General features: G+C 72.4%; 23 protein-coding genes. 12 read left to right on the top strand and 11 right to left on the bottom strand.

Annotated elements, in window-relative coordinates:
• Positions 1-31: 31 nt before the first annotated feature.
• The gene (locus tag ACI2L3_RS15720) at positions 32-1480 is read left to right on the top strand and encodes an NAD(P)H-quinone dehydrogenase (protein ID WP_404752937.1); all 1449 of its coding nucleotides are present in this window, start codon (positions 32-34) and stop codon (positions 1478-1480) included.
• A 176-nt stretch (positions 1481-1656) separates the two neighbouring features.
• The gene (locus tag ACI2L3_RS15715) at positions 1657-2628 is read left to right on the top strand and encodes a DeoR/GlpR family DNA-binding transcription regulator (RefSeq protein ID WP_404752936.1); all 972 of its coding nucleotides are present in this window, start codon (positions 1657-1659) and stop codon (positions 2626-2628) included.
• A 35-nt stretch (positions 2629-2663) separates the two neighbouring features.
• Here ACI2L3_RS15715 and ACI2L3_RS15710 read toward each other — a convergent pair whose 3' ends face one another.
• The 4 genes from ACI2L3_RS15710 to ACI2L3_RS15695 form a co-directional block, all read right to left on the bottom strand.
• Entirely contained in the window at positions 2664-3227 is a 564-nt protein-coding gene (locus tag ACI2L3_RS15710) for a TetR/AcrR family transcriptional regulator (protein ID WP_404753297.1), read from the bottom strand.
• Positions 3228-3363: 136 nt separating this feature from the next.
• Positions 3364-3531 carry a hypothetical protein gene (locus ACI2L3_RS15705; protein WP_404752935.1) on the bottom strand — a complete coding sequence of 56 codons (168 nt, stop codon included), beginning with the start codon at positions 3529-3531 and terminating at the stop codon, positions 3364-3366.
• A gap of 5 nt (positions 3532-3536) precedes the next feature.
• A complete protein-coding gene (locus ACI2L3_RS15700; protein ID WP_404752934.1) occupies positions 3537-4400 on the bottom strand; it encodes a hypothetical protein in 864 nt (287 codons plus the stop codon).
• 174 nt (positions 4401-4574) lie between these two features.
• Positions 4575-6347, bottom strand: coding sequence for an acetyl/propionyl/methylcrotonyl-CoA carboxylase subunit alpha (locus ACI2L3_RS15695; RefSeq protein WP_404752933.1), 1773 nt, complete (start codon positions 6345-6347; stop codon positions 4575-4577).
• Positions 6348-6701: 354 nt separating this feature from the next.
• Between ACI2L3_RS15695 and ACI2L3_RS15690 the strand changes: the two genes are divergently transcribed.
• Complete coding sequence (locus tag ACI2L3_RS15690) at positions 6702-7145, top strand: hypothetical protein (RefSeq protein WP_404752932.1); 444 nt, start codon at positions 6702-6704, stop codon at positions 7143-7145.
• Here the strand turns inward: ACI2L3_RS15690 and ACI2L3_RS15685 are convergent.
• The 4 genes from ACI2L3_RS15685 to ACI2L3_RS15670 all read right to left on the bottom strand — a co-directional run bounded on the left by ACI2L3_RS15685 (position 7123) and on the right by ACI2L3_RS15670 (position 9882).
• Positions 7123-7731, bottom strand: a complete 609-nt coding sequence (locus ACI2L3_RS15685) for a nucleoside triphosphate pyrophosphatase (protein WP_404752931.1) — start codon at positions 7729-7731, stop codon at positions 7123-7125. The two genes, ACI2L3_RS15690 and ACI2L3_RS15685, sit on opposite strands and share 23 nt — an antisense overlap.
• Before the next feature lie 76 nt (positions 7732-7807).
• Positions 7808-7936, bottom strand: a complete 129-nt coding sequence (gene mmpB / locus ACI2L3_RS15680) for a morphogenic membrane protein MmpB (RefSeq protein WP_362998787.1) — start codon at positions 7934-7936, stop codon at positions 7808-7810.
• 81 nt (positions 7937-8017) lie between these two features.
• Entirely contained in the window at positions 8018-8224 is a 207-nt protein-coding gene (locus ACI2L3_RS15675; RefSeq protein WP_365365909.1) for an acyl-CoA carboxylase subunit epsilon, read from the bottom strand.
• A 23-nt stretch (positions 8225-8247) separates the two neighbouring features.
• Positions 8248-9882, bottom strand: coding sequence for an acyl-CoA carboxylase subunit beta (locus ACI2L3_RS15670; protein ID WP_404752930.1), 1635 nt, complete (start codon positions 9880-9882; stop codon positions 8248-8250).
• A 126-nt stretch (positions 9883-10008) separates the two neighbouring features.
• On the opposite strand from ACI2L3_RS15670, the gene ACI2L3_RS15665 reads away from it, so the two are divergent.
• The 6 genes from ACI2L3_RS15665 to hutH all read left to right on the top strand — a co-directional run bounded on the left by ACI2L3_RS15665 (position 10009) and on the right by hutH (position 17530).
• A complete protein-coding gene (locus ACI2L3_RS15665; protein WP_404752929.1) occupies positions 10009-10872 on the top strand; it encodes a biotin--[acetyl-CoA-carboxylase] ligase in 864 nt (287 codons plus the stop codon).
• An 807-nt stretch (positions 10873-11679) separates the two neighbouring features.
• Positions 11680-12756: an adenylate/guanylate cyclase domain-containing protein gene (locus ACI2L3_RS15660; protein WP_404753296.1), complete on the top strand. Its 1077-nt coding sequence runs from the start codon at positions 11680-11682 to the stop codon at positions 12754-12756.
• Between the two features lie 85 nt (positions 12757-12841).
• Complete coding sequence (locus ACI2L3_RS15655) at positions 12842-13639, top strand: enoyl-CoA hydratase/isomerase family protein (protein ID WP_404752928.1); 798 nt, start codon at positions 12842-12844, stop codon at positions 13637-13639.
• A gap of 46 nt (positions 13640-13685) precedes the next feature.
• Complete coding sequence (locus ACI2L3_RS15650) at positions 13686-14843, top strand: diguanylate cyclase domain-containing protein (RefSeq protein WP_404752927.1); 1158 nt, start codon at positions 13686-13688, stop codon at positions 14841-14843.
• Positions 14844-14953: 110 nt separating this feature from the next.
• Positions 14954-15907, top strand: coding sequence for a hypothetical protein (locus ACI2L3_RS15645; RefSeq protein ID WP_404752926.1), 954 nt, complete (start codon positions 14954-14956; stop codon positions 15905-15907).
• Positions 15908-15976: 69 nt separating this feature from the next.
• Positions 15977-17530, top strand: a complete 1554-nt coding sequence (gene hutH, locus ACI2L3_RS15640; RefSeq protein ID WP_404752925.1) for a histidine ammonia-lyase — start codon at positions 15977-15979, stop codon at positions 17528-17530.
• 889 nt (positions 17531-18419) lie between these two features.
• Here hutH and ACI2L3_RS15635 read toward each other — a convergent pair.
• A complete protein-coding gene (locus ACI2L3_RS15635; RefSeq protein WP_404752924.1) occupies positions 18420-19220 on the bottom strand; it encodes an inositol monophosphatase family protein in 801 nt (266 codons plus the stop codon).
• Positions 19217-19558: a hypothetical protein gene (locus ACI2L3_RS15630; protein WP_404752923.1), complete on the bottom strand. Its 342-nt coding sequence runs from the start codon at positions 19556-19558 to the stop codon at positions 19217-19219. The genes ACI2L3_RS15635 and ACI2L3_RS15630 overlap by 4 nt, the downstream gene beginning before the upstream one ends.
• Before the next feature lie 110 nt (positions 19559-19668).
• On the opposite strand from ACI2L3_RS15630, the gene ACI2L3_RS15625 reads away from it, so the two are divergent.
• Positions 19669-20037, top strand: coding sequence for a hypothetical protein (locus tag ACI2L3_RS15625; RefSeq protein WP_404752922.1), 369 nt, complete (start codon positions 19669-19671; stop codon positions 20035-20037).
• A 282-nt stretch (positions 20038-20319) separates the two neighbouring features.
• Positions 20320-21585 (top strand): Ig-like domain-containing protein, encoded by a 1266-nt coding sequence (locus ACI2L3_RS15620; RefSeq protein ID WP_404752921.1) that lies wholly within the window; start codon positions 20320-20322, stop codon positions 21583-21585.
• A 58-nt stretch (positions 21586-21643) separates the two neighbouring features.
• Here the strand turns inward: ACI2L3_RS15620 and ACI2L3_RS15615 are convergent, their stop codons facing one another.
• Positions 21644-23191, bottom strand: a complete 1548-nt coding sequence (locus ACI2L3_RS15615; protein ID WP_404752920.1) for a reprolysin-like metallopeptidase — start codon at positions 23189-23191, stop codon at positions 21644-21646.
• 342 nt (positions 23192-23533) lie between these two features.
• On the opposite strand from ACI2L3_RS15615, the gene ACI2L3_RS15610 reads away from it, so the two are divergent.
• A partial coding sequence (locus tag ACI2L3_RS15610; protein ID WP_404752919.1) for a S8 family serine peptidase occupies positions 23534-24714 on the top strand: 1181 nt, incomplete at its 3' end.

Here is a 24714-nt window from a genome sequence, read left to right as displayed (position 1 = left end):
GGCGCGTGATCACCTTGAAGCGTGCGGGACAATGGAGTACGTGACTCGGATCGTGATCATTGGCGGCGGACCCGGCGGATATGAGGCGGCGCTCGTGGCCGCCCAGCTCGGCGCGGAGGTGACCGTCGTCGACTGCGACGGTCTGGGCGGGGCGTCGGTGCTCACCGACTGCGTGCCGTCCAAGACTCTGATCGCCACGGCCGAGGTGATGACCACCTTCGACTCCTCGTACGAGGAGCTGGGGATCATCGTCGCGGACGACACCCCGCACATCGACAGCCCCGCGCGCGTGGTGGGTGTGGACCTGGGCAAGGTCAACCGCCGTGTGAAGCGTCTCGCGCTCGCGCAGTCCCACGACATCACCGCGTCGGTGACGAGGGCCGGTGCGCGTGTGATGCGCGGCCGTGGGCGGCTCGAAGGGCAGCAGGACACCGACGGGTCGCGGAAGGTCGTGGTGCGGGCCGCCGACGGGAGCGAGGAGACCCTCGTCGCCGACGCCGTGCTGATCGCGACCGGCGGTCACCCGCGCGAGGTGCCCGACGCGCAGCCCGACGGCGAGCGGATCCTGAACTGGACGCAGGTGTACGACCTCGACGAGCTGCCCGAGGAGCTCATCGTGGTCGGGTCGGGTGTCACCGGTGCCGAGTTCGCCGGTGCCTATCAGGCTCTCGGGTCGAACGTCACGCTTGTGTCCAGCCGTGACCGCGTGCTGCCCGGTGAGGACCCGGACGCCGCCGCCGTCCTGGAGGACGTCTTCCGGCGCCGCGGGATGAACGTGATGTCCCGTTCGCGTGCCGCCTCCGCCAAGCGGGTCGGGGACCGGGTCGAGGTCATGCTCGCCGACGGGCGCGTCATCTCCGGCACGCACTGCCTGATGGCCGTCGGCGCCATCCCGAACAGCAGCGGCATGGGCCTGGAGGAGGCCGGGGTCAAGCTGAAGGAGTCCGGGCACATCTGGACCGACAAGGTGTCGCGGACGTCGGCGCCGGGCGTGTACGCGGCCGGTGACGTGACCGGGATCTTCGCGCTGGCCTCCGTCGCCGCCATGCAGGGGCGCATCGCGATGTACCACTTCCTGGGCGACGCGGTGCAGCCGCTGAACCTGAAGGCCGTGTCGGCGAACGTCTTCACCGACCCGGAGATCGCCACCGTCGGCTACAGCCAGGCCGACGTCGACGGCGGAAAGATCGACGCACGCGTCGTCAAACTCCCGCTGCTGCGCAATCCGCGCGCGAAGATGCAGGGCATCCGCGACGGTTTCGTCAAGATCTTCTGCCGGCCGGGAACGGGGATCGTGGTCGGCGGTGTGGTCGTCGCGCCGCGCGCTTCGGAACTGATCCATCCCATCTCGATCGCGGTCGACAACAATCTGACGGTCGAGCAGATCGCGAATGCGTTCACCGTGTACCCGTCGCTTTCGGGGTCGATCGCCGAGGTGGCACGTCAGCTCCACACCCGGAAGACGGCGGGCGAGGGCTGATCGGGACGGCGGCCTGAATCAACTCCTCGCAGGTCACGCACTGTTGTCGCCCATTCGCGCGGCATAGGCACAGCGAGTAAGCACCTATACCACTTCCTGTCCTGCTGTGCGAACAACTTCTGTAATTCGGCGCAAACTGCTGAAAGCAGACGGTCGTTGGGGTTACTGTCAGTTTCGTGTTCGCTGCAGAACGTCGCCAATTGATCCTCGAAATGGTGCGGGCCAACGGGGCGGTATCGCTCCGTGAGCTCGCCCGCGTCGTCCAGACCTCCGAAGTGACCGTACGGCGGGACGTGCGCGCGCTGGAGGCAGAAGGACTCCTCGACCGCCGACATGGCGGTGCGGTATTGCCGGGCGGATTCACGCGGGAGTCCGGCTTTCCGCAGAAATCACATCTCGCGACCGCCGAGAAGACGGCAATCGCCGATCTCGCGGCGGGTCTCGTCGAAGAAGGCGAAGCCATCGTCGTCGGGGCGGGTACGACCACGCAGGAGCTGGCCCGACGGCTCGCGCGGGTGCCCGGTCTGACCGTCGTCACCAACTCCCTTCTGGTGGCACAGGCGTTGGCCCACGCCAACCGGGTGGAGGTCGTCATGACCGGCGGCACCCTGCGCGGTTCGAACTACGCCCTCGTGGGCAGCGGGGCCGAGCAGTCCCTCCAGGGGCTGCGGGTGTCCCGCGCGTTCCTCTCGGGCAGTGGTCTGACCGCCGAGCGCGGCCTCTCCACGTCCAACATGCTCTCCGCGAGCGTGGACCGTGCGCTGGTCCAGGCGGCGGCCGAGGTCGTGGTCCTCGCCGACCACACCAAGCTCGGCACCGACACGATGTTCCAGACGGTGCCGACGGACGTCATCACCCGCCTGGTCACGGACGAACCACCGGGGCACGACGACCGTGCCGCCACGGAACTGCAGGCCCTGGCCGACCAGGGTGTGCAGATCGCGGTGGCCGGCGGTGCCGCCGGCCCTAACGCCGGGCCGGGTGTCGATTCCGTCCCTGCGGGGCGCCAGCCGCGCCGGGACATGCCCCTGCCGGGGCAGCGTCGCACCCACGGGGCGGGCCCGGGCCAGCAGTTGCGCAGTGCGATCCTCGGGGAGCAGCCGCCCGGGGAGCGGGCCGCGCGCGTCGCGGACCTGCGCCGCCGCTGAACCGGGCGGGGCCGGGAGCGGACGGGGGCACGGTGTTACGCCGTGGCCTGCCCGTCGGCCTTCAGGCCCCGCAGGGTCAGCGTGAGCAGGCGGTCGGCGAGCTCCGGGTCGTCCGGGGTCTCCTCGGCCGCCAGTGAGATCGCGTTGGTCAGCTGGAGCAGGTCGGAGATGGAGACGTCGGGGCGCACCGCCCCTGCCTCCTGGGCGCGGGCGAGCAGCGCCGCGCCCGCCTCGCGCATCGGCTTGCTGCACCGTGCGAGCGCCGAAGTGTCGTCGTGCGACGCCGACATGAGGGCGCTCGACAGGCCGCGGTACTCACCCGCATGAGTGATGATGGCGCGCAGCCACGCCACCAGTGCCGAACAAGGCTGCGGGTCGTCGAGCAGGGCGTGCGAGCGCGCGAGGAGGTCGCTCACCGCGTCCTCCCAGACGGCGCTCATCAGCGCGTGCCGGTTGGGGAAGTGCCGGTAGAGCGTGCCGATGCCGACGCCCGCGCGGCGTGCCACGTCCTCCAGGGAGGCGCCCGTGCCGTGCTCGGCGAAGGCGGCGCGGCCCTCGGCGAGCAGCCGGTCGTAGTTGCGGCGGGCGTCGGCCCGCATGGTGCGCGCCGACTGTGCCGCCTGCCGCGGCGCTCTCGCGTGCTGGCTCATGCCGGTCGTCATCCCCGCACCCTTCGTGAACGTACGCGTCCCTCAAGGATGCCACTGCCCGCGGAGCGCGATCGGCCGGTCGGGGTTACCGGCGGGCGAAGAAGGCGTCCAGCTCCGCCCTGGCCCTGCGCTCGCGCCGGTGCGGCGGCAGGGCGCCGCCGCGCAGATTCCGTACCAGCCAGAGCACCAGCGGATACGTGACGCCGCTGCCCACGGCGAGTCCGGTCAGCACCCCCGCGACCAGGTCACCCATGATCATCAACTCACCTTCGTGCGGTAGCCGGCGGGGCTGGGGCGGAAGCCGTCGCGGGCCGCGGCGATCATCGTGGCGCCGTTGTCCGGCGTCGCCGCGCCGTAGCCGAGCAGCCGCCAGCGCGGGTCGACGGCGTCGCTTTCGTAGTACGGCACCGGGCCCGCCGCCGACGGCACGAGGAGCGGCGCGGGCTCGCGCGCGCAGCCGTGGCAGGCGGCGACCTCCTCGGTGCCCTCCGGAGCGATGGGCAGCTTCACGCGCGCGTGGCCGCGCTCGTGCAGCGGGTTGAAGTAGCAGGGCGGGTCCGGCCGCAGCGGCTCTTCCGTCACCAGCGCCTCCAGGGCGCGCATCCCGATGCGGCTGAACTCGATGCCCGCCACGAGCTCCCCGAGCGCGTGCGCGGCGTCGTACGCCGGGTCCGGGGACCGCGGTCCGTCGCCGATGGGGAGGATCACCGAGTTGCTCGCCTGGATGGCCGCCGTGACGGCGAAGGAGCCGAGCTCGGCGTGGAGTTCCGGTGCGAGCGAGCAGGTGTGGCAGAGCGTGTCGCCGAGCGCGGACGCGTCGCTGAGCAGCTCGGCCCGCTGCTCGGCGTGCGGGAGCAGGGCCTCGGGATCGCCGTGCGGGTCCGGCAGCGGGGCGCGCCAGTCGGGCGCGGGCAGCGGCAGGGCGAAGGCGTAGGGGCGGCGTCTGCCCAGCGGCAGCTCGGTGAAGCGGCGCAGGAGCGCCACGGAGAGGCCGACGGCGAGGCCCAGGACGAGTCCCGCCTCGTAGCGCTGCCCGGTGTCGGCGGTGGCCGCGAGCCAGCCGGTGCCTGCGCTGACGCCTGCCGCGGCCAGCAGGCACAGTACGTCCCCCGTACGTGTCACTGAAGTCCCCCCGTGGTCTTCGGTTCTACGGGGGAAAGGACGCGGGGCGGGCGGGGGCGGTTGCGGGGGCGACGGCTCCGCACCGGAGCACCGTCGGTCACCGGCTCCGCCGAGTTCGTCCTCAATCGCCGGACGGGCTTGAAATCCAGCCCGTCCGGCGATCGAGGAACGGGGTCAGTCCTTGATCTCGCAGATGACCGCGCCGGAGGTGAGGCTGGCGCCGACCTCCGCGGTGAGGCCCTTGATGGTGCCCGAGCGGTGCGCGTTGAGGGGCTGTTCCATCTTCATGGCCTCCAGGACGACGATCAGGTCGCCCTCGTTGACCTCCTGGCCCTCCTCGACCGCGACCTTGACGATCGTGCCCTGCATGGGCGAGGCGAGGGTGTCACCGGAGGCGGCCGGGCCGGACTTCTTGGCCGCGCGCCGCTTGGGGCGGGCGCCGCCCGCCGCCGCGGTGCGCGCGATGGTCATCCCCAGGGAGGAGGGCAGCGAGACCTCCAGGCGCTTGCCGCCGACCTCGACGACGACCGTCTCGCGGCCCGGTTCCTCGTCCGTCTCGGTGTCCGCGGCCGCGGTGAACGGCTTGATCTCGTTGACGAACTCCGTCTCGATCCAGCGGGTGTGGACCGTGAACGGGCCGGTGGAGCCGGTCAGTTCGGGCGCGAACGCCGGGTCCTTGACCACGGCACGGTGGAAGGGGATGGCGGTGGCCATGCCTTCCACGGTGAACTCCTCCAGTGCGCGGGCGGCACGCTGCAGCGCCTGCTCACGGGTGGCACCGGTGACGATCAGCTTGGCCAGCAGCGAGTCCCAGGCCGGGCCGATGACCGAGCCGGACTCCACGCCCGCGTCCAGGCGGACACCGGGGCCCGAGGGCGGCGCGAACGTGGTGACGGTGCCCGGCGCGGGCAGGAAGTTGCGGCCCGGGTCCTCACCGTTGATGCGGAACTCGAAGGAATGACCGCGCAGTTCGGGATCGCCGTAGCCGAGCTCCTCGCCGTCGGCGATGCGGAACATCTCACGGACCAGGTCGATGCCGGCGACCTCCTCGGTGACCGGGTGCTCCACCTGCAGACGGGTGTTGACCTCCAGGAAGGAGATCGTGCCGTCCACACCGACGAGGAACTCCACGGTGCCCGCGCCGACGTAGCCCGCCTCGCGCAGGATCGCCTTGGAGGCCGCGTACAGCTGCTCGTTCTGCTCGGGGGTCAGGAACGGCGCGGGCGCCTCCTCGACGAGCTTCTGGTGGCGGCGCTGCAGCGAGCAGTCACGGGTGGAGACGACCACCACGTTGCCGTGCTTGTCCGCGAGGCACTGGGTCTCCACGTGCCGCGGCTTGTCCAGGTAGCGCTCCACGAAGCACTCGCCGCGGCCGAAGGCGGCCACCGCCTCGCGCACCGCGGAGTCATACAGCTCCGGGACCTCTTCCAGGGTGCGGGCCACCTTCAGCCCGCGCCCGCCACCGCCGAACGCCGCCTTGATCGCGATCGGCAGGCCGTTCTCCTCCGCGAACGCCACGACCTCCTCGGCGCCGGAGACCGGGTCGGGGGTGCCCGCGACCAGCGGGGCACCCGCGCGCTGCGCGATGTGCCGCGCGGCGACCTTGTCGCCCAGGTCACGGATGGCCTGCGGCGGGGGGCCGATCCAGTTCAGGCCCGCGTCGATGACGGCCTGCGCGAAGTCGGCGTTCTCCGAAAGGAAGCCGTAGCCGGGGTGGATGGCATCCGCCCCCGCGTCCTTGGCCGCGGCCAGCACCTTGGAGATGTCCAGGTAGCTGGTGGCCGGAGTGTCACCGCCCAGCGCGAACGCCTCATCGGCTGCCCGTACATGCAGCGCGTCCCGGTCAGGGTCTGCGTAGACGGCTACGCTCGCGATCCCCGCATCCCGGCATGCCCGGGCAACGCGGACAGCGATTTCGCCACGGTTGGCGATGAGCACCTTGCGCACGATGGCTCCCTCCTTGAAACAAGCCGAGTTTAGGGACTGCCGACACGGGCTTACGACCCGTCCCCAATGGTGAGCTTGCCCACACGGAGTGTGACTCGAGACCGGCTAGGTTCGTGAAATCCCTTGTCGTACCGCGGTACGCAGGGTCCCTCCCCGGCAGCGTAGCCCTCCGATGTGGCCAAGGTCTCTGTGAGTCAGCGCTGCGGAGGCGGGGCTTTCTTTGTGGAGTCCCTACGAATGGCCCAATGATTCTTTGCCTGCGGCACGGCTCTTGTCCCCCGTTCTACCGGTTAGTAGCGTTCGCGATGGCTCGGACGTACTGGCGGTAACAGCAAGCGGAAGAGGGTGGGCGCCGTGGCGCGCAGACCGATGGCCTGGGTTGGCGCGATCGTTCTCCTCGCGGAGGCGGTCGGCATCGCGCTCCTCAACTGGTTCCTCGGCCTCGTCGTCGACAACCAGGACATGTCCCTGGCGGGCCTCGACCCGCACGCGATGTCCGTGTCGACCTGGATCGCCGGCGCCCTCTTCGGCGGCTATCTGGCGCTGTGCGCCCTCACCCTGGCCCGCACCGCCGTGCGCGACCGCGCGCCGGGCACCTTCGGGCGGACGCTCCTGATCAGCTGCGCCGTCGTGCACGGCGTGCTCGGCGCCCTCACCGTCGGCCTGGTCGGCTGGGCCGCGTTCGCCTTCATGATGGTCGTGCTCGGCCTGATCGTCCTGCCGCTCGTGGCGTACGAGAGGAAGGCGCAGCAGTCGCAGTCCCAGCCCCTGCTGTCTACTTCCGCCACAACTCCGTGATCCCGACGCCCAGTTCCGCGAGCAGGCGGCGCAGCAGCGGCAGCGAGAGGCCGATGACGTTCCCGTGGTCGCCCTCGATGCCGTCGACGAACGGCGCCGAGCGCCCGTCCAGGGTGAACGCGCCCGCCACGTGCAGCGGTTCGCCGGTCGCCACGTAGGCGGCGATCTCGTCGTCGGAGGGCTCGCCGAAGCGGACCACGGTCGACGCCGTCGCCGACGCGTACCGGCCGGAGGCGGTGTCGTACACGCAGTGGCCGGTCTGGAGCACGCCCGCGCGGCCGCGCATGGACTTCCAGCGGGCGGTGGCCTCCTCGGCGTCGGCGGGCTTGCCGAGCGCCTCGCCGTCCAGCTCGAGGACCGAGTCGCAGCCGACGACCAGCGCGCCCTTCGCCTCGGGCCGCGCGGCGACCACGGACGCCTTGGCCTCGGCCAGGGCGAGCGCGAGCTCGGCGGGGGTGGGCGCGGACACCTTGTCCTCGTCGACGCCGCTGACGATCACCTCGGGGGCGAGCCCCGCCTGGCGGAGCAGGCCGAGCCGGGCGGGCGACTGGGAGGCGAGGACGAGACGGCGGGGCTGATCACTCATGCGGTCAGCGTAGCGAGCGCGTGCGGACGAACGCACTCAGCGGATGGCGAGCGCACTCAGTAGATGCCGAGCGCACTCAGTGGATGCCGAGGACGAACATCGCGATCACCATCGCGAGGGCGAGGACCAGTCCCGTGCGGCGCATCCTCGCCTGAAGGTCCCGCATGTCCTTCGGAGGGTTGTCCTCCGGATCCGACCACAGCATGCAGTCGATAGTGCGACCGGGCGGGCCGGGACGCCTGAGTACGCATACTCAGGTTCCCGGCCCGAGGTACCCGTCCGGCGGCTATCCGGGCCAGTAGGTACGGCCCCACGCCGTCGGGGACGGGGCGGGCAGCCGGTGCCGGGCCACGCGCGCGGGGTCGGCCCAGGAGTCGGGCAGCGCGGGCGCGCCGGACGGCTGACCGGCGACCGCCGCGGCGCGCACCTGGACGACCGCCAGGGCGGCCGCGAGCTCCTCCGGGGTGGGGTTGCCCCGTACGACCTTGATCACGAGGGCTCCTTACTGATCGCGTCCTACAGGGGGATGTTGCCGTGCTTCTTCGGAGGGAGGGATTCCCGCTTCGTGCGCAGCTGACGCAGACCGCGTACGAGATGGGACCGGGTCTCCGACGGCATGATCACCGCGTCCACGTAGCCGCGCTCGGCCGCCGTGTACGGGTTGAGCAGCGCGTCCTCGTACTCCTGGATGAGCCGGGCGCGGGCCGCCTCCTGGGCCGCCTCGTCACCGGCGGCGGCGATGGTGCGGCGGTGTAGCACGTTCACCGCGCCCTGCGCGCCCATCACCGCGATCTGCGCGGTCGGCCACGCGAGGTTCAGGTCGGCGCCCAGGTGCTTGGAGCCCATCACGTCGTACGCGCCGCCGAAGGCCTTGCGCGTGATGATCGTGATCAGCGGGACGGTGGCCTCCGCGTACGCGTAGATGAGCTTCGCGCCGCGCCGGATGATGCCCGTGTGCTCCTGCTCGACGCCCGGCAGGAAGCCCGGCACGTCCACGAAGGTCAGGACCGGCACGTTGAACGCGTCGCAGGTGCGCACGAACCGCGCGGCCTTCTCGGAGGCGTCGATGTCGAGACAGCCCGCGAACTGCATCGGCTGGTTGGCGACGATGCCCACCGGGTGGCCCTCGACGCGGCCGAAGCCGGTGAGGATGTTCGGCGCGAACAGCGGCTGCGTCTCGAAGAACTCGCCGTCGTCCAGGACGTGTTCGATCACGCCGTGCATGTCGTACGGCTGGTTGGCGCTGTCCGGGATCAGCGTGTCCAGCGCCAGGTCCTCGTCCGTGGGCGCCAGGTCGGCCTCCTCGGGGAAGGCGGGCGGCTCGCTGAGGTTGTTGGACGGCAGGTAGGACAGCAGGGACTTGACGTACTCGATGGCGTCCTTCTCGTCGCCCGCCATGTGGTGGGCCACGCCCGACGTCGAGTTGTGCGTGCGGGCGCCGCCCAGCTCCTCGAAGCCGACGTCCTCACCGGTGACGGTCTTGATGACGTCGGGCCCGGTGATGAACATGTGCGAGGTCTGGTCGACCATGACCGTGAAGTCGGTGATGGCGGGCGAGTAGACGGCGCCGCCCGCGCACGGCCCGACGACCAGGGAGATCTGCGGGATGACGCCGGACGCGTGCGTGTTCCTGCGGAAGATCTCGCCGTACATCCCGAGGGCCATGACGCCCTCCTGGATGCGGGCGCCACCGGAGTCGTTGATGCCGATGACCGGGCAGCCGGTCTTCAGCGCGAAGTCCATGACCTTGACGATCTTCTGCCCGAAGACCTCGCCGAGCGCGCCGCCGAAGACGGTGAAGTCCTGCGAGAACACGGCGACCGGGCGGCCGTCGACGGTGCCGTAACCGGTCACCACGCCGTCGCCGTACGGCCGGTTCTTCTCCAGGCCGAAGTTGGTCGACCGGTGCTGCGCGAACTCGTCGAGCTCGACGAAGGAGCCCTCGTCGAGCAGGAGTTCCACGCGCTCGCGCGCCGTCAGCTTCCCCTTGGCGTGCTGCTTCTCGACCGCGCGGGCCGAGCCCGCGTGCTTGGCCTCCTCGATGCGGCGCTGCAGGTCGGCAAGTTTTCCCGCGGTCGTATGGATGTCGGTGGCGCCGTCTTCGGCGGTGCGGTCTGACGCGGGCACGTTGGGCTGTTCCGGCTCGGACATCGGGATGCGGCTCCCTGCCTGCTCAAAGGTGCTTGTCTACGGCTGTGCGGCTGGCTACTGACCCGTAGCGTATCGGCGCGGATACGGTTCGGCAGTGCGGCGTTTACCACACCTAAGGTGGCTTGCATGACGCCGCCAGATGCTGAAGACAACCGCTGGTCCGACCTCGACCGGCCGCCCCTGAACGCCGCCTCGCTGCGGCGCGCCCTGGTGCGGGACGGCGCCCTGTGGACCTCCCTGGAGGTCGTCCCCTCCACCGGCTCCACCAACTCCGACCTCGCGGCCCGCGCGGACGAGCTCCCCGAGGGGGCCGTCCTCGTCGCCGAGGAGCAGAGCGCGGCCCGCGGCCGCCTCGACCGCCGCTGGTCCGCGCCCGCCCGCTCGGGCCTGTTCTTCTCCGTGCTGCTCAAGCCCGCCGACGTGCCGGTCGAACGGTGGGGCTGGCTGCCGCTGCTCACCGGGGTCGCGGTCGCCACGGGCGTCTCGCGGGCAGCAGGCGTCGACACGGCACTCAAGTGGCCCAACGACCTCCTGGTGACTGTCGGCGACCAGGAGCGCAAGGCCGGCGGCATCCTCGCGGAGCGGGCCGGCTCCGCCTCTGGCGGCGGCATCGTCATCGGCGTAGGCCTCAACGTCACCCTCCACGAGGACGAGCTGCCCGTGCCGACGGCGGGCTCGCTCGCCCTGGCCGGCGCGAAGGCCACGGACCGCGACCCGCTGCTGCGGGCCGTGCTGCGCTCCCTGGAACAGTGGTACGGCGACTGGCGCGCCGCGGGAGGCGACCCGGCCGCCTCCCGCCTCCAGGAAACCTACGCCGCCGGCTGCGCGACCCTCGGCCGCCGAGTCCGCGCGGAACTCCCCGGCGACCGCTCCATCCTGGGCGAGGCAGTAGCCGTAGACGGCGACGGCCGCCTGGTCCTGGCCACGGAGGAGGGCGTACAGCAGCCGGTGGGAGCGGGGGACATCGTGCATCTGCGCCCGGCGGGGTAGGGCGGGCGGCGGCACGCTTTGCAGGTGGTGCGGGGTGCGGGGTGCGGGGCGCTGGGCGGGTGACGGTGCTTTGCAGGTGGTGCGGGGTGCGGGGCGCTGGGCGGGTGACGGCGCTTTGTAGGGGCGCGGGGAACTGCGCGATCGGCCACGACGGGCGTGCGGGGGCCAACCGGCATGGCGCGGCACACGCGGTGCAGCGCTTGGCGGGTGACGGCACGCTTTCCAGGGGCGCGGGGAACTGCGCGACCGGGCCACGACGGGCGTGCAGGGGCCAACCGGCACGGCGCGGCACACGCGGTGCAGCGCTTGGCGGGTGACGGCACGCTTGCCAGGGGCGCGGGGAACTGCGCGACCGGGCCACGGCGGGCGTGCACGGGCTAACCGGCATGGCGCGGCATACGCGACACAGCGCCGGGCGGGTGACGGCACGCTTTCCAGGGGCGCGGGGGAACTGCGCGACCAGCCACGGCGGGCGTGCGGGGGCCGGACGGCGCGGGGCCGGGGCGCCGGACGGGTGGCGGTGCTCAGGGGGGCGCGGGGATGGGATCGTCGGCGTCAAGGCGCCGGTCCCGGGAGTCGGGAGTGAGCTGCGGCACACCTGCCGTAAAGTTGACGCCGGTCGATACCTGACCGCGGCAGATCGGAAGGGCAGCAGGCGTGACCGGCGACGACACGGGCTTCGGCGAGGGCGTGCACCCCGCCCCCGACGACGGGTCCGGCCGTACCCCCGGCTCCGTGGCCGCCCGTGACGGCGGGGCGGAGGGTGCGGTGCCGGACGGTGCGAGAGACGTCTCTGGAGTCCCCGAGGTGGACGGGAAGAGCGAGGACGACGCCGAGCGGGACCCGCTCGCGCTCCGCCTCGAGCAGCTGATCCTCGGCGCCGACCGCCGCTACACGCCCTTCCAGGCGGCGCGCAGCGCGGGCGTCTCGATGGAGCTGGCGTCCCGCTTCTGGCGGGCCATGGGCTTTCCCGACATCGGCCAGGCCAAGGCGCTGACCGAGGCGGACGTCCTCGCCCTGCGGCGGCTCGCCGGTCTGGTCGAGGCCGGGCTGCTCAGCGAGGCCATGGCCGTACAGGTGGCCAGGTCGACGGGCCAGACCACGGCCCGGCTCGCGGAGTGGCAGATCGACTCCTTCCTGGAGGGCCTGACGGAGCCGCCCGAGCCCGGAATGACGCGTACGGAAGTCACGTATCCGCTGGTCGAGCTGCTCCTGCCCGAGCTGGAGGAGTTCCTCGTCTACGTGTGGCGCAGGCAGCTCGCCGCGGCCACGGGACGCGTCGTGCAGGCCGCGGACGACGAGGAGATGGTCGACCGCAGGCTCGCCGTCGGCTTCGCCGACCTCGTCGGCTTCACCCGGCTGACCCGCCGCATGGAGGAGGAGGAGCTCGGCGAGCTCGTCGAGGCCTTCGAGACCACCGCGGCGGACCTCGTCGCCGCGCACGGCGGACGGCTCATCAAGACCCTCGGCGACGAGGTGCTGTACGCCGCCGACGACGCGGGCGTCGCCGCGGAGATCGCGCTGCGGCTCATCGAGACCATGGCCAACGACGAGACGATGCCGGAGCTGCGCGTCGGCATCGCCTTCGGCACCGTGACGACCCGCATGGGCGACGTCTTCGGCACGACCGTGAACCTCGCGAGCAGGCTGACGTCGATAGCGCCTCGCGACGCGGTCCTCGTGGACGGCGCGCTCGCGGAGGAGCTGACGCGGACGGGCGACGCGCCCGCCTCCGAGACGGAGGCCGCGGAGGCGGCGGCCGTGGCCGAGAAGGAGGGCGAGGAGCCGCCCACCTACCGTTTCGCGCTCCAGCCGATGTGGCAGCGGCCCGTCCGCGGCCTCGGCATCGTCGAACCGTGGCTGCTGGCCCGCCGCGGCTCCTAGGGCGTCCGCCCACCCCTTTCCGGAGCCGCCCCCGCCTGACATGATCCCCGGGTAACGGTCGTTAACCGGAGGTGGAGGAGGCGTCATGGGTGACGAGCAGCGGTACGGGGAGTACGTGGCGGTCAGGCGGCACGGCCACGTCGTCGAGCTCGTCCTGGACCGCCCCAAGGCGATGAACGCCGTCTCCTCGGAGATGGCCCGCTCCATCGCCGCCGCCTGCGCCGCGCTCTGCGACGACCCGGACGCCCGCGTCGTCGTCCTGACCTCCACGCACGAGCGCGCCTTCTGCGTGGGCGCCGACCTGAAGGAGCGGAACTCGTTCAGCGACGCCGAGTTGCGCCGCCAGCGCCCCACGACCCGGGCCTCCTACACCGGCGTACTGGAGCTGCCCATGCCCACCGTCGCCGCCGTGCACGGCTTCGCGCTCGGCGGCGGGTTCGAGCTCGCGCTCTCCTGCGACATGATCGTCGCCGACCCGACCGCGGTCGTCGGGCTCCCCGAGGTGTCCGTCGGCGTCATCCCGGGCGGCGGCGGCACCCAGCTCCTGCCGCGCCGCGTCGGCGCCGCCCGAGCCGCCGAACTGATCTTCTCGGCGCGCCGCGTGGAGGCCGCCGAGGCACGGGAGTTGGGCCTGGTCGACCTGTTGGTGGCGGAGGGCGAGGCCCGTACGGAGGCGCTGGCGCTCGGCGCCCGCATCGCCGCCAACTCGCCCGTCGGCCTGCGCGCGGCCAAGCGCGCCCTGCGGCTCGGGCACGGCCTCGACCTGCGGGCGGGCCTGGAGGTCGAGGACGCGGCCTGGCGCACGGTGGCGTTCTCGGGGGACCGGGCGGAGGGCGTCGCGGCGTTCAACGAGAAGCGGAAGCCGGAGTGGCCCGGGGAGTGAACTGCCCCAAAGTTCCAAAATGCCCTAAACCTCCTAACCTGGGGAAATGGGAGAGGACGTCCGGCTGCGGGCCGTGGTGGAGCTGGCGCAGGGAATGGCCGCCGCGCAGACTCCGCGTGAGTCCTGGCGGGCGGCCGCCGCCGGCGCCTGCCGCGCGCTGAACGGAAGCTTCGCCGCGCTGTCCGTCTGGGAGCGGGAACTGGGCCGGCTGCGGGTCCTGGTGAACGCCGGGCAGCGCGTCCAGGGCGAGGTCGAGTTCCCGGAGAACGAGGCGTACCCCGTGAACCGGTTCCCGGAGATCACCGAGTTCCTGCACGAGCACTGGGCGGGCGGCGGCGAACCGCACGCCTGGGTCGAGACGGCCGAGGGCCCCGCGGACTCCCGCGCGCCCGGCTACTGCCACCAGCGTGTCGCCGCGCTGCGCCGCAGGGGCCGCGGCTGCTGCGTCGTCGCGCCGGTCGTGCTGCACGGGCGGGCGTGGGGCGAGCTGTACGTGGCGCGCCCGCCCGGTGCACCCGTCTTCGGCCGCGCCGACGCCGACTTCGCGACGGTCCTCGCCGCCGTGGTGGCCGCCGGGATCGCCCAGACCGAGCGCCTGGAGGAGGCGCGCCGGCTGGCCTACACGGACGCGCTGACGGGCCTCGCCAACCGCCGCGCGGTCGACCTGCGGCTCGACCAGGCGGTGGAGCGGCACCTCACCGACGGTGCCGTGGTGAGCCTGGTCGTCTGCGACCTGAACGGGCTCAAGCGGGTCAACGACACCCAGGGGCACGCGGTCGGCGACCGTCTCCTGGAGCGCTTCGGCTCCGTCCTCTCCCTCTGCGGCGCGATGCTGCCGGGAACGCTCGCGGCGCGCCTCGGCGGCGACGAGTTCTGCCTCCTCTCGGTCGGGCCCACGGCCGACGAGGTGGTGCGGGCCGCCGACGAACTCTGTGTGCGCGCGGCCGAGTTGGAGCTGGGCGACGGGGTCGCCTGCGGTGTCGCGTCGACCGGGGACCCGATCGGCCCGGTGCGCTCGGCCCGCCGCCTCTTCCGCCTCGCCGACGCGGCGCAGTACCGCGCGAAGGCCGCGCGCGCGGCGAAGCCGGTAGTGGCCGGGCGCGAGGGCGCGGACGACCCGGTCGTCCGGCTCGCCGACTCGCCCCCGGGTGCGCCCCGAGCGGGGGAGCGGCGGCGGTTCAGGGGACGGCGCTCCCCCGGCTAGACCCGTGCGGGCTCCCGGCAGCATGAGCATGATCAGTTAGGGTGTCCCGCGCCCGGGAGCCGGGACGCGCGGTACGCGGGACCGCACAAGACCGCGCGGGGGAGCGGGCGTTGAGCGATCAGAGGAACGGGTACGGCCAGTACGACGGGCAGTACGGGACGTACGACGGGCAACGCAGGACGTACGACGGGAACTCGGCGACGTACGACGGGCAGTACGGGACGTACGGCGGGAGCTCGGCGGCGTATGGCACCGGCCGGCGCGCCCCAACCGCTCCCCAGCCCCCGGCGCGAAGCGTTCGCGGGGTCGCCGCGCGGCCCCTGAACCTCGCCCGCCGCTTCGGCACCCCCGACCGGCCCGGCGCCGTCGAGGACCGCACCATCACCGCGCTCCAGTCCGGCCGGACGCTGCTCGGGCTCGGCGCCACCGTGTGGCTCGTCTTCGCCTATCCGCTGCGGCAGGGGCGGGAGGAATTCGTGGTGGGGAAGATCGAGGACCTGGTGGTCGCCGCGGGGTTCGCGGTGGTCGCGATCCTCGTCGCCGCCGGCCTCTTCATCGGCCTCGCCGACGCCTCGCTGCGCCGCGTCTACCTGCGCCGGTCCGTCCAGCCGCTCGGCACGCTGGCGGCACTCGCGGTGGGCGCCGGCGTGGTCTGGCTCTGCTTGTACGTGCTGCGCGAGGGCATCGGGCTCACCGACAACCAGGGCTCGTTCCTGGTGGTCCTGTTCTACTACCTGCTCTCCTTCGCCGCCGGTGCCGCGGCCCTCGTCGGCGTCCTGGTCGGCCTCGTCTACACGGTCGCCCTCCTCGTGTTCGCGGTGAACAGCTGCTTCCGCGCCGGGGCGATCCACGAGCTCCTGCCGCCGGTCCTGTCGCCCGTGCTGCTGTGGGGCCTCGCGGTCCTGCAGTTCTTCGACGACGCGGTGGTGGCCGCGCCGCCCGTGGTGCTCTACGCGTTCATGCTGGGGGCGCCGGTCTCGGTGACCGCGCTGTCCGTGTGGGAGATCCGCAGGCTGCGGGGGCGCTACGGGATGACGTTCCGCGGGGCGCTCGGACGCGGCTGACCTCGCGGTAAGTGGCTCCTGCGGAACCCACCCGTGACACTCGGCGATTCAGTCCGTACGCTGCTGAATATGGATATGCACAGCGTGGGCACCGTGGCCCTTGGGACCTCCGGGACGACCGCGGCGGACGTCATCGCCGTCGCGCGCGGGAACGCACGGATCGAACTCACCGCCGAGGCGCTGGCGGCGCTCGCCAGGTCCCGGGAGATCGTCGACGCGCTCGCGGCGAAGCCCGAGCCCGTGTACGGCGTCTCGACCGGCTTCGGCGCCCTGGCCAGCCGCCACATCGGCCCCGACCTCCGCGCGCAGCTCCAGCGCAACATCGTCCGCTCGCACGCGGCCGGCATGGGCCCGCGCGTGGAGCGCGAGGTCGTCCGCGCGCTGATGTTCCTGCGCCTCAAGACGGTCTGCTCGGGCCACACGGGCGTGCGCCCCGAAGTCGCGCAGACGATGGCCGACGTCCTGAACGCGGGGATCACGCCCGTCGTCCACGAGTACGGCTCGCTCGGCTGCTCCGGCGACCTCGCGCCGCTCAGCCACTGCGCGCTGACGCTGATGGGCGAGGGCGACGCGGAGGGCCCCGACGGCGAGCTGAAGCCCGCGGGCGAGCTGCTCGCCGCGCACGGGATCGCGCCGGTCGAGCTCCGCGAGAAGGAGGGCCTGGCCCTCCTCAACGGCACCGACGGCATGCTCGGCATGCTGATCATGGCCCTGGCCGACCTGGAGAACCTCTACAAGTCGGCGGACATCACGGCCGCCCTCACCCTGGAGGCGCTGCTCGGCACGGAGAAGGTCCTCGCGCCCGAGCTGCACGCCATCCGCCCGCACCCGGGCCAGGCCGCCTCCGCCGCCAACATGCTTGCGGTGCTGGCAGGTTCGGGCCTCACTGGTCATCACCAGGACGACGCTCCGCGCGTGCAGGACGCGTACTCGGTGCGGTGTGCCCCGCAGGTCGCGGGCGCGGGCCGGGACACGATGGCGCACGCGCGGCTCGTCGCCGAGCGCGAGCTGGCGGCCGCCGTCGACAACCCCGTCGTACTGCCCGACGGGCGCGTCGAGTCGAACGGCAACTTCCACGGCGCCCCGGTCGCGTACGTCCTGGACTTCCTCGCCATCGCCGCGGCCGACCTCGGCTCCATCGCCGAGCGGCGCACCGACCGCCTCCTCGACAAAAACCGCTCGCACGGCCTGCCGCCGTTCCTCGCGGACGACGCGGGCGTCGACTCCGGCCTGATGATCGCCCAGTACACGCAGGCGGCGCTGGTCAGTGAGATGAAGCGCCTCGCCGTCCCGGCGTCGGCCGACTCCATCCCCTCCTCCGCGATGCAGGAGGACCACGTGTCGATGGGCTGGTCGGCGGCGCGCAAGCTCCGCACGGCCGTCGACAACCTGACCCGCATCGTCGCGGTCGAGCTGTACGCCGCCACGCGCGCCGTCGAACTCCGCGAGGGCCTCACCCCGGCGCCCGCGACGCAGGCGGTCATCGAGGCGGTCCGCAAGGCGGGCGTCGAGGGCCCGGGCCCGGACCGCTTCCTCGCCCCGGACCTCGCGGCGGCGGACGAGTTCGTGCGCACGGGCGCGCTCGTGGCGGCGGTGGAGCCGGTCACGGGGGCGCTGGCGTAAGCGGGGTGCTGGCGCTGGCGTTAGCGGGGGCGGGGCGGGCCGGAGCCTCCCGGGCCCGCCTGACTTCTCGCCCCGGCCGGGACGGCCTGCCCTCCCGCCCCCGTGCCCCGCGCCGGGTGGTCACGGCCTTTTCCCGCCCGCCCCCTCCCAACGTGGCTTGCTGTCGTCGGCTCGCGTGCCCTCGACGGGGTGGCCCGGCGCAGTGCGATCCGTGCCCCGCACCGAGTCGTTGCGGCCCTTTCCCGCCCGCCCGCCCCCTCCCAGCGGGGCTTGCCGTTCCCGGCTTGCCTGCTGTTGAGGGGGGCTACCTGGCGCAGTTGATCCGTGCCTTGCGCCGGACGGCGTGGCGCAGCCCGATCTGTGCCCCGCGCCGGGTGGTCACGGCCTTTTCCCGCCCGCCCGCCCCCTCCGAGCGTGGCTTGCTGTCGTCGGCTCGTGTGCCCTCGACGGGGTGGCCCGGCGCAGTGCGATCCGTGCCCCGCGCCGAGTCGTTGCGGCCCTTTCCCGCCCACCCGCCCCCTCCCAGCGTGGCTTCCCGTCGTCGGCTCGCGTGCCCTCGACGGGGGCGGCCCGGGCGCAGCCCGATGCGTGCCCGGCACCGGGGCGTCGCGCGGCTGGCGTGGGTCGCCGTCGCCGTCGCCGGTCCGCGTGACGCCGACGGGATGGTCCGCCTATGCGTCAGGGGTCCGGGGCGGCCTCGACCTCGCTGGCCCCGGTCGTGCGGGGCGACCTCGTCCGCGCTAACCCGGTCGTGCGGGGCGACCCCGCCCCCGCTAAGAGCCTGTCTTTGAACCCCCGCCTGCGCCCCGACGCCCGGCACGCACGCTCGCACGCCCGGACCGCCGCTGCGCCCGCGCTCAGCGCGAACGACGGGGTTCAAAGACAGGCTCTAACCCCGGCCGCCCATCATCCCCATCAGCAACCCGTGCGTCTCCCCGTCCGCCGCCGCCACGAGTCCGCGGCCCCCGGCCCTGAGCGGCGCGCCGTCGATCCCCGTGACCACGCAGCCCGCGGCCCGGCACAGGGCGATGCCGGCGGCGAAGTGCACGCTCTCGGACAGGTCGCCGCCGTCGGTGACGTACGCGGCGCGCTTGCCGGCCGCGACCCAGGCCAGGGCCAGCGTCGAGGACACGGCCCGGGGCCTGAACCGTGCGACGAAGTCGGGGTGGGCCAGCAGGTCCACGCCGCGGAACCCGGGGGCGCTCGGGAACGGCGGGTCCAGGTTGACGTCCACGAGGCGGGTGGCGGACGTGGGGGACAAGGGGGCGTCGTCGGCCCCGTCCCGCCGCACTCGGGCCGTCACCCCGTCGGTGAGGAAGACCTCGCCGCTGAACGGGTCGGCGACCGCCGCCGCCCCGCCGCGCAGCGCGACGTTGACGGCCACGAGCATGGTGCCGACGGCGTAGTTCAACGTCCCGCACAGCGGGTCGACCAGCCACTGGCGCGCGGCATCGGCGGCACCCCGCTGCCCGCCTTCCTCACCGAGCACCGAGTCCCGCGGCCGCGCGGCACGCAGGACGTCGAGGATCGCCTGCTCGGCGGCCACGTCGGCGGCGGTGGCGAAGTCCCCGGCCCCCTTGTCGAAACGGTCGAGCCGCTGCCCGTACATCTCCCGGACCACGTCCGCGCCGGCCCGCGCCCCGGCCGCCGCCACCGCGGCGTCGTCCCACCCCGTGCCCGAGGCGCTCATGTCAGGGAGTGCCCGTCCCGTTCCCTGCGCACCGAGAAGACCACGAAACCCGCGCCCAGGCTCAGGAACGCCGTGCCGCCGACGACGTACGGGGTCGTGTCGAAGCCGCCGCCCGTCTCCGCCAGGCGGGGGGCCGACGCCGTGGTCGTGTGATGCGCGGAAGCAGCGGAAGCAGCGGAAGCAGCGGAAGCCGAGGTCGAGGTCGAATGCGTGGGCGGGTTCTCGTGGGGGGCGTCGGGCGTCGCGGGGGACGTCGCGTTCGCGGAGGGGACGAAGCACAGGGCGCCGAGGAGGGCTCCCGCGGCGGCGGTGGTCAGCAACGATCGGCGTGCGGACACGGAATCGGATCCCCCTTGTGGCGCTGGCGAATTGGCCGTGTGGGGCGATGCTAATGAAAGGTGCGGGTCGCGGGAAAGTCGCGAGGTGCGGGGGCCGTACGCTCCGTCGTATGAGTGGAGACGAGACATCACGGTTTGTACGGCTGCGGGTCGAAATGGTGGTCGAGGTGGGTGACGCCGAGAAGCTGACCGGCGCCGCCCTGGGCCGCATCGCCGAGGACGAGCAGATGCCCGGCGAGGAGCGGGCGCACGCGGAGAGCGCGGTCCAGGAGGACGTCGCCGAGGCGCTCGCCTACCTCGTGGACCCGTTCGACCTGGTCAGCCAGGTGCCGGGGACCGAGCTCAGCCAGGCCTCGTGGAGCAGCGAGCCGGTCGACTACGACCCCGATACGCCGGACTGGGACCTGGACGGGGACGAGGACTACGACGGTGCGGACGACGAGGATGATGAGGATGGCGAAGACGGCGATGTGCGGTAGCCCGGATTCGGGTTGAAGAAACCGGAATCGGGAACCCCGGGCAGCAACCGCCGCCCGGGGTTCCGTCGTCTCAGCCAGCGCGATGATCGACGCGGTGATCGGCACGGAGGAATCCGGCAGCGGCAGTCCAGCAGCGCGGACGTGGTGTTCCCCACACTCTCCGCGGATGTGGAACGGGACGAACCGGGCAGGACGTTATGCGGGGTTGTGGGGGAATCCCGGGACCCTCGGGGATGTCCCGGGGATGACTTCGGGGATTCGGCAACTATGGAGATGCGTGTGATGACGGACAGTAGGCCTCGCAGGCTCGGGCGCGGACGCAGGAGCGTCGCGGCCGTGTCCGCTCTGGTGGGCGGCGTGCTCGTGCTCTCGGCGTGCAGCGGCGACGACGGCGACAAGGCCTCGGGCGGCAAGGAGTCGCAGAACCAGGTCGACGAGGCGGCGGCCAAGAAGTCCTCCGCCGCCCAGATCAAGATCGCGCCGAAGAACGGCTCCGACAACGCAAGCATCAACAGCGCCGCCAAGGTCACCGTCAGCGAGGGCACGCTCACGGACGTGACGATGAAGCCGGCCGACGGCGGCGCCGCCGTCGAGGGCCAGATATCCGCGGACAAGAAGAGCTGGAAGCCCAGCGGCCAGCTCGAGCGCGCCACGAAGTACAAGATCTCGGCGACCGCCAAGGACTCGGAGGGCCGCAAGGCGCACGAGAACTCGTCGTTCACGACCGTCTCTAAGGCCAACAGCTTCATCGGGAACTTCACGCCCGAGGACGGCTCCACGGTCGGCGTCGGCATGCCCGTGTCGATCAACTTCGACAAGGGCATCACGAACAAGAAGGAAGTGCAGTCCGCGGTCAAGGTGTCGTCCGACAGCGGCCAGGAGATCGTCGGCCACTGGTTCGGCAACAACCGTCTGGACTTCCGCCCCCAGGACTACTGGAAGGGCAACTCCACCGTCACCCTGAAGCTGAACCTCGACGGTGTCGAGGGTGCCGACGGTGTCTACGGAGTGCAGCAGAAGACCGTCCAGTTCAAGATCGGGCGCAACCAGGTCTCCATCGTCGACGCCAAGACCAAGACGATGAAGGTCACGCGAGACGGCAAGGTCGTGAAGTCCATCCCGATCTCCGCGGGCTCGCCCGAGAACAAGACGTACAACGGCAAGATGGTGATCTCCGAGAAGTTCAAGGAGACCCGCATGGACGGCGCGACCGTCGGCTTCAAGGACGGCGACGGCAAGGGCGAGTACGACATCAAGGACGTGCCGCACGCCATGCGCCTGTCGAGCTCCGGCACCTTCATCCACGGCAACTACTGGGGCTCGCCCTCCATCTTCGGCGGCGCCAACACCAGCCACGGCTGCATCGGTCTGCAGGACGCCAAGGGCGCCAACGACAAGAGCACCCCGGGCTCCTGGTTCTACGAGAACTCGATCACCGGTGACGTCGTCGACGTCCGCAACACCGGCGACAAGACCATCGCCCCGGACAACGGCCTGAACGGCTGGAACATGAACTGGGCGCAGTGGAAGGCCGGCTCCGCCGTCTGATCCCTCGTCACTCCACGGTCCCCGAGCGGCCCGCACCCCCACCGGGTGCGGGCCGCTCTCACGTCCCGGCCGCCGGGGCGAAGACCGCGCTCACCGTGTACGGGCGGTCCATCGTCAGCGTCACGTTCTCCTCGGTGATGTCGTGGCGCCGGCCGTCGACGATCCAGGCGGCGACGCGGTACCCGGCGGCCGGTTCCGCCGTGAGGCCGACGGTGGTCCCGGGGGTGTAGGGGCCGTGGACGGCGGGCCGGACCGTGCCGTTCGGGCTCGTTTCCAGTGTGAGGGGGTGCCGGACACGGGCGACCTTCAGCGAGCGGTAACCCGCCACGACGGGCGCGGTCCTGCGGGCCAGCGCCGCGTTGTCGTTGTTCTCGTCGCCGAGCGGCTGGCCGTCGATCGTGTTCCTGGTGTTCGAGTACTGGTTGACGGGGCCGCAGGGGGCGCCGCAGCTCTGTCCGTAGGCCATCAGGGAGTAGTGGTCGCGGCGCGGGGTGATCCACCCGGTGCCGCTGGGCGAGTTGAGCAGCCGGTCGTAGGAGCCGCCGGCGTGGTGCTCGGCGAGGGTGGTGCGGTCGTGGAACAGGCCGAGGTTGTGGCCGAGTTCGTGCCCGAGGTTGTACCACGTGACCAGGGACTGGACATCGACGGCGGAATAGGCGAGTTCGCTGTCCAGGCGGCCCCCGGTGGGCAGGCTGGCCTGGCCCGACGAGCCGACGGGCACGTCGTTGACGACGGTGACCAGGTCGACGCCCAGCCGCTCCCGGTGGTGGTGCGCGGCCGCCCCCAGGTCGCGGTCCCCGGCGTCGGAGAGCTTCTCGAGCATGAGGTCGGCCGTCTGGTCGCCCCGGTAGCCGGTGTCGTAACGGGCGACGAGGTCGATGCTGGCGGCCACGCCGCTGTCGGCCAGGGCCTGGTTCATATAGGACTCGGCCACCCCGAGGCGGGCCGCCATCGCCTCCTCGCCGCCCACGCGCCGCACCGCGGCGGGCGTGTGTCCTGCCAGGACGTCGATGACGACGGGGGCGGCGGGATCGGCCGGGGCGAGGTCCCGGAGTGAAGCGTGCGGTGCGCGGGCGGCCCGCTCGTCGAGGGCGGTGCGGTCGGGCCGGGGGCGGTGGTGCGCGCCCGGGTCCTGCTCCGTGAACCGTAGCCGCGGGCGCTCTCCCGGCAGGGTCGTGACGTGGTACGTGCGCGTCCCGAGGTCGACCAGGGCGTCGACGGCGGGCCGGGTCTCCTCGGCAGGCCCGCACACCCGGCTCGCCGCGATCACCGCCCGCCGGTCCGGGGCGCCCTTGACGTGGCCGGTCCACGTGACGGTGTTCCCGTTCACCTCGCGGCCGTCCTGGACGACGGTGGCCCGTACGCCGGGGAAGAGATCGATGCGGTGCTCGGAGGGCCGGCCGAAGCCGCCGGAGGCGCACAGCCAGCGGTGGTCGGCGATGTCGAGGCCGACGGTACGTTGCCTCAGCACGCCCTTCCCGTGCGCGGAGGGACGGGACTGCGAGGGGTGCGGGTCGGACGACGCGGCCGTGGTGAGGGAGAGGACGGCGGAGAGACAGGCCAGCCGGATCGCGCCACGGGGGCGCAAGGGTCGCGTCGGGATCATGGCGCTTGTGGTTCCACTGCGGGGGTGTGCGGCAACCGCGACCTTGATCGCGTCACCCGAGCGCGCGCCGCCGGCACTCACACGGCGGCGGCCGCCGGTCCGGCCGCCGGACCATCCCCGAATTGCCTTGTTCCGGCCAATTGCCGTCAAGGTGCATGAATTTCGGACAGCCTCAACTCTGCGCTCCCGCCCCACTATTGAGCAGGTGTTCGCCCCTCGGCATACTTCGACCTCCGAGGGGCGGCAGCCCCTTAACCTCCAGGGGGAGACTTGCACAGACAAGTGAAAAGAGCGTGCGGGGCCAGTGTCGCCGCGGCGGTCGCCGTGGCTCTCGCGGCGGGCATGACCAGCCCCGCGGCCGCGGCACCAGTACCCGCGGGACAGTCGGCCGGGGCGGAGGGCGCACTCGTCAAGGGCGTCGGCAAGGACCGCGTCACCCTGATCACCGGTGACCGCGCCGTCCTCGACGCCGAGGGCCGCGTCGTCGGAGTCGAACGCGCCAAGGGCCGTGAGCACATACCCGTACAGGTGCGGCGCAGCGGCGGGCACACCCTGCTGATACCCGCCGACGCCCAGCGCCTGATAGCCGACGGCACCGTCGATAGGCGGCTGTTCGACGTCACGGAGCTGAACAAGAAGCGCAACCGCGCGGCGCAGAAGAAGGCCCTCAAGGTCATCGTCGGCTACAAGGGAGCCGCCTCCGCCGCCAAGGCGGAGGTCCGCGGCGCCGGTGACACCACCGTCCGCAGGACGCTGAAGTCGCTGAACGCCGACGCCGTCAGCACGCCCAAGCAGGACGCGGTCGACCTGTGGGCCGCCCTCACCAGCGGCAAGGACGGCGCCCGCACCGCGGCCTCCGGCATCAGCCACGTCTGGCTGGACGGCATCCGCAAGGCGACCCTCGACAAGAGCGTCAAGCAGATCGGCGCCGACAAGGCCTGGGCCGCCGGCTACGACGGCAAGGGCGTCAAGATCGCCGTCCTGGACACCGGTGTCGACGCCACGCACCCGGACCTCAAGGACCAGGTGATCGGCGAGAAGAACTTCACGCAGTCGGCGGACGCCAAGGACCGCTACGGCCACGGCACGCACGTCGCCTCCACCGCGGCGGGCACGGGCGCCAAGTCCGGCGGGAAGCTCAAGGGCGTCGCACCCGGCGCCAAGCTCCTCAACGGCAAGGTCCTCGACGACGAGGGCTACGGAGACGACTCCGGGATCATCGCCGGCATGGACTGGGCGGCCGCCGAGGGCGCCGACGTCGTCAACCTCAGCCTCGGCGGCGGCGACACCCCCGGTGTCGACCCCCTCGAAGCGCAGGTCGACAAGCTCTCCGCGGAGAAGGGCATCCTCTTCGCCATCTCGGCGGGCAACGCAGGATCGCCCGGCTCCGTCGGTTCGCCGGGCAGCGCGGACGCGGCGTTGACCGTGGGCGCGGTCGACGACAACGACAAGCTGGCGGACTTCTCCAGCCAGGGCCCGCGGGTCGGCGACGGTGCGATCAAGCCCGACGTGACCGCGCCCGG

Origin of the sequence: Streptomyces sp. NPDC029674, assembly GCF_044903205.1 — a bacterium.
Taxonomy (GTDB): Bacteria; Actinomycetota; Actinomycetes; order Streptomycetales; family Streptomycetaceae; genus Streptomyces.
The sequence above is the reverse complement of the archived record's forward strand: the minus strand, read 5'-3'. Positions and strand labels throughout refer to the sequence as shown.

Excerpts from the sequence above, each read along its gene's own strand:
- ACI2L3_RS15720 (WP_404752937.1), top strand. The coding sequence starts at position 32 with ATGGAGTACGTGACTCGGATCGTGATCATTGGCGGCGGACCCGGCGGA.
- ACI2L3_RS15710 (WP_404753297.1), bottom strand. The coding sequence starts at position 3,227 with ATGCGGGCCGACGCCCGCCGCAACTACGACCGGCTGCTCGCCGAGGGC.
- ACI2L3_RS15705 (WP_404752935.1), bottom strand. The coding sequence starts at position 3,531 with ATGGGTGACCTGGTCGCGGGGGTGCTGACCGGACTCGCCGTGGGCAGC.
- ACI2L3_RS15685 (WP_404752931.1), bottom strand. The coding sequence starts at position 7,731 with ATGAGTGATCAGCCCCGCCGTCTCGTCCTCGCCTCCCAGTCGCCCGCC.
- mmpB (WP_362998787.1), bottom strand. The coding sequence starts at position 7,936 with ATGCTGTGGTCGGATCCGGAGGACAACCCTCCGAAGGACATGCGGGAC.
- ACI2L3_RS15670 (WP_404752930.1), bottom strand. The coding sequence starts at position 9,882 with ATGTCCGAGCCGGAACAGCCCAACGTGCCCGCGTCAGACCGCACCGCC.
- ACI2L3_RS15665 (WP_404752929.1), top strand. The coding sequence starts at position 10,009 with ATGACGCCGCCAGATGCTGAAGACAACCGCTGGTCCGACCTCGACCGG.
- ACI2L3_RS15655 (WP_404752928.1), top strand. The coding sequence starts at position 12,842 with ATGGGTGACGAGCAGCGGTACGGGGAGTACGTGGCGGTCAGGCGGCAC.
- ACI2L3_RS15650 (WP_404752927.1), top strand. The coding sequence starts at position 13,686 with ATGGGAGAGGACGTCCGGCTGCGGGCCGTGGTGGAGCTGGCGCAGGGA.
- hutH (WP_404752925.1), top strand. The coding sequence starts at position 15,977 with ATGGATATGCACAGCGTGGGCACCGTGGCCCTTGGGACCTCCGGGACG.
- ACI2L3_RS15635 (WP_404752924.1), bottom strand. The coding sequence starts at position 19,220 with ATGAGCGCCTCGGGCACGGGGTGGGACGACGCCGCGGTGGCGGCGGCC.
- ACI2L3_RS15625 (WP_404752922.1), top strand. The coding sequence starts at position 19,669 with ATGAGTGGAGACGAGACATCACGGTTTGTACGGCTGCGGGTCGAAATG.
- ACI2L3_RS15620 (WP_404752921.1), top strand. The coding sequence starts at position 20,320 with ATGACGGACAGTAGGCCTCGCAGGCTCGGGCGCGGACGCAGGAGCGTC.
- ACI2L3_RS15615 (WP_404752920.1), bottom strand. The coding sequence starts at position 23,191 with ATGATCCCGACGCGACCCTTGCGCCCCCGTGGCGCGATCCGGCTGGCC.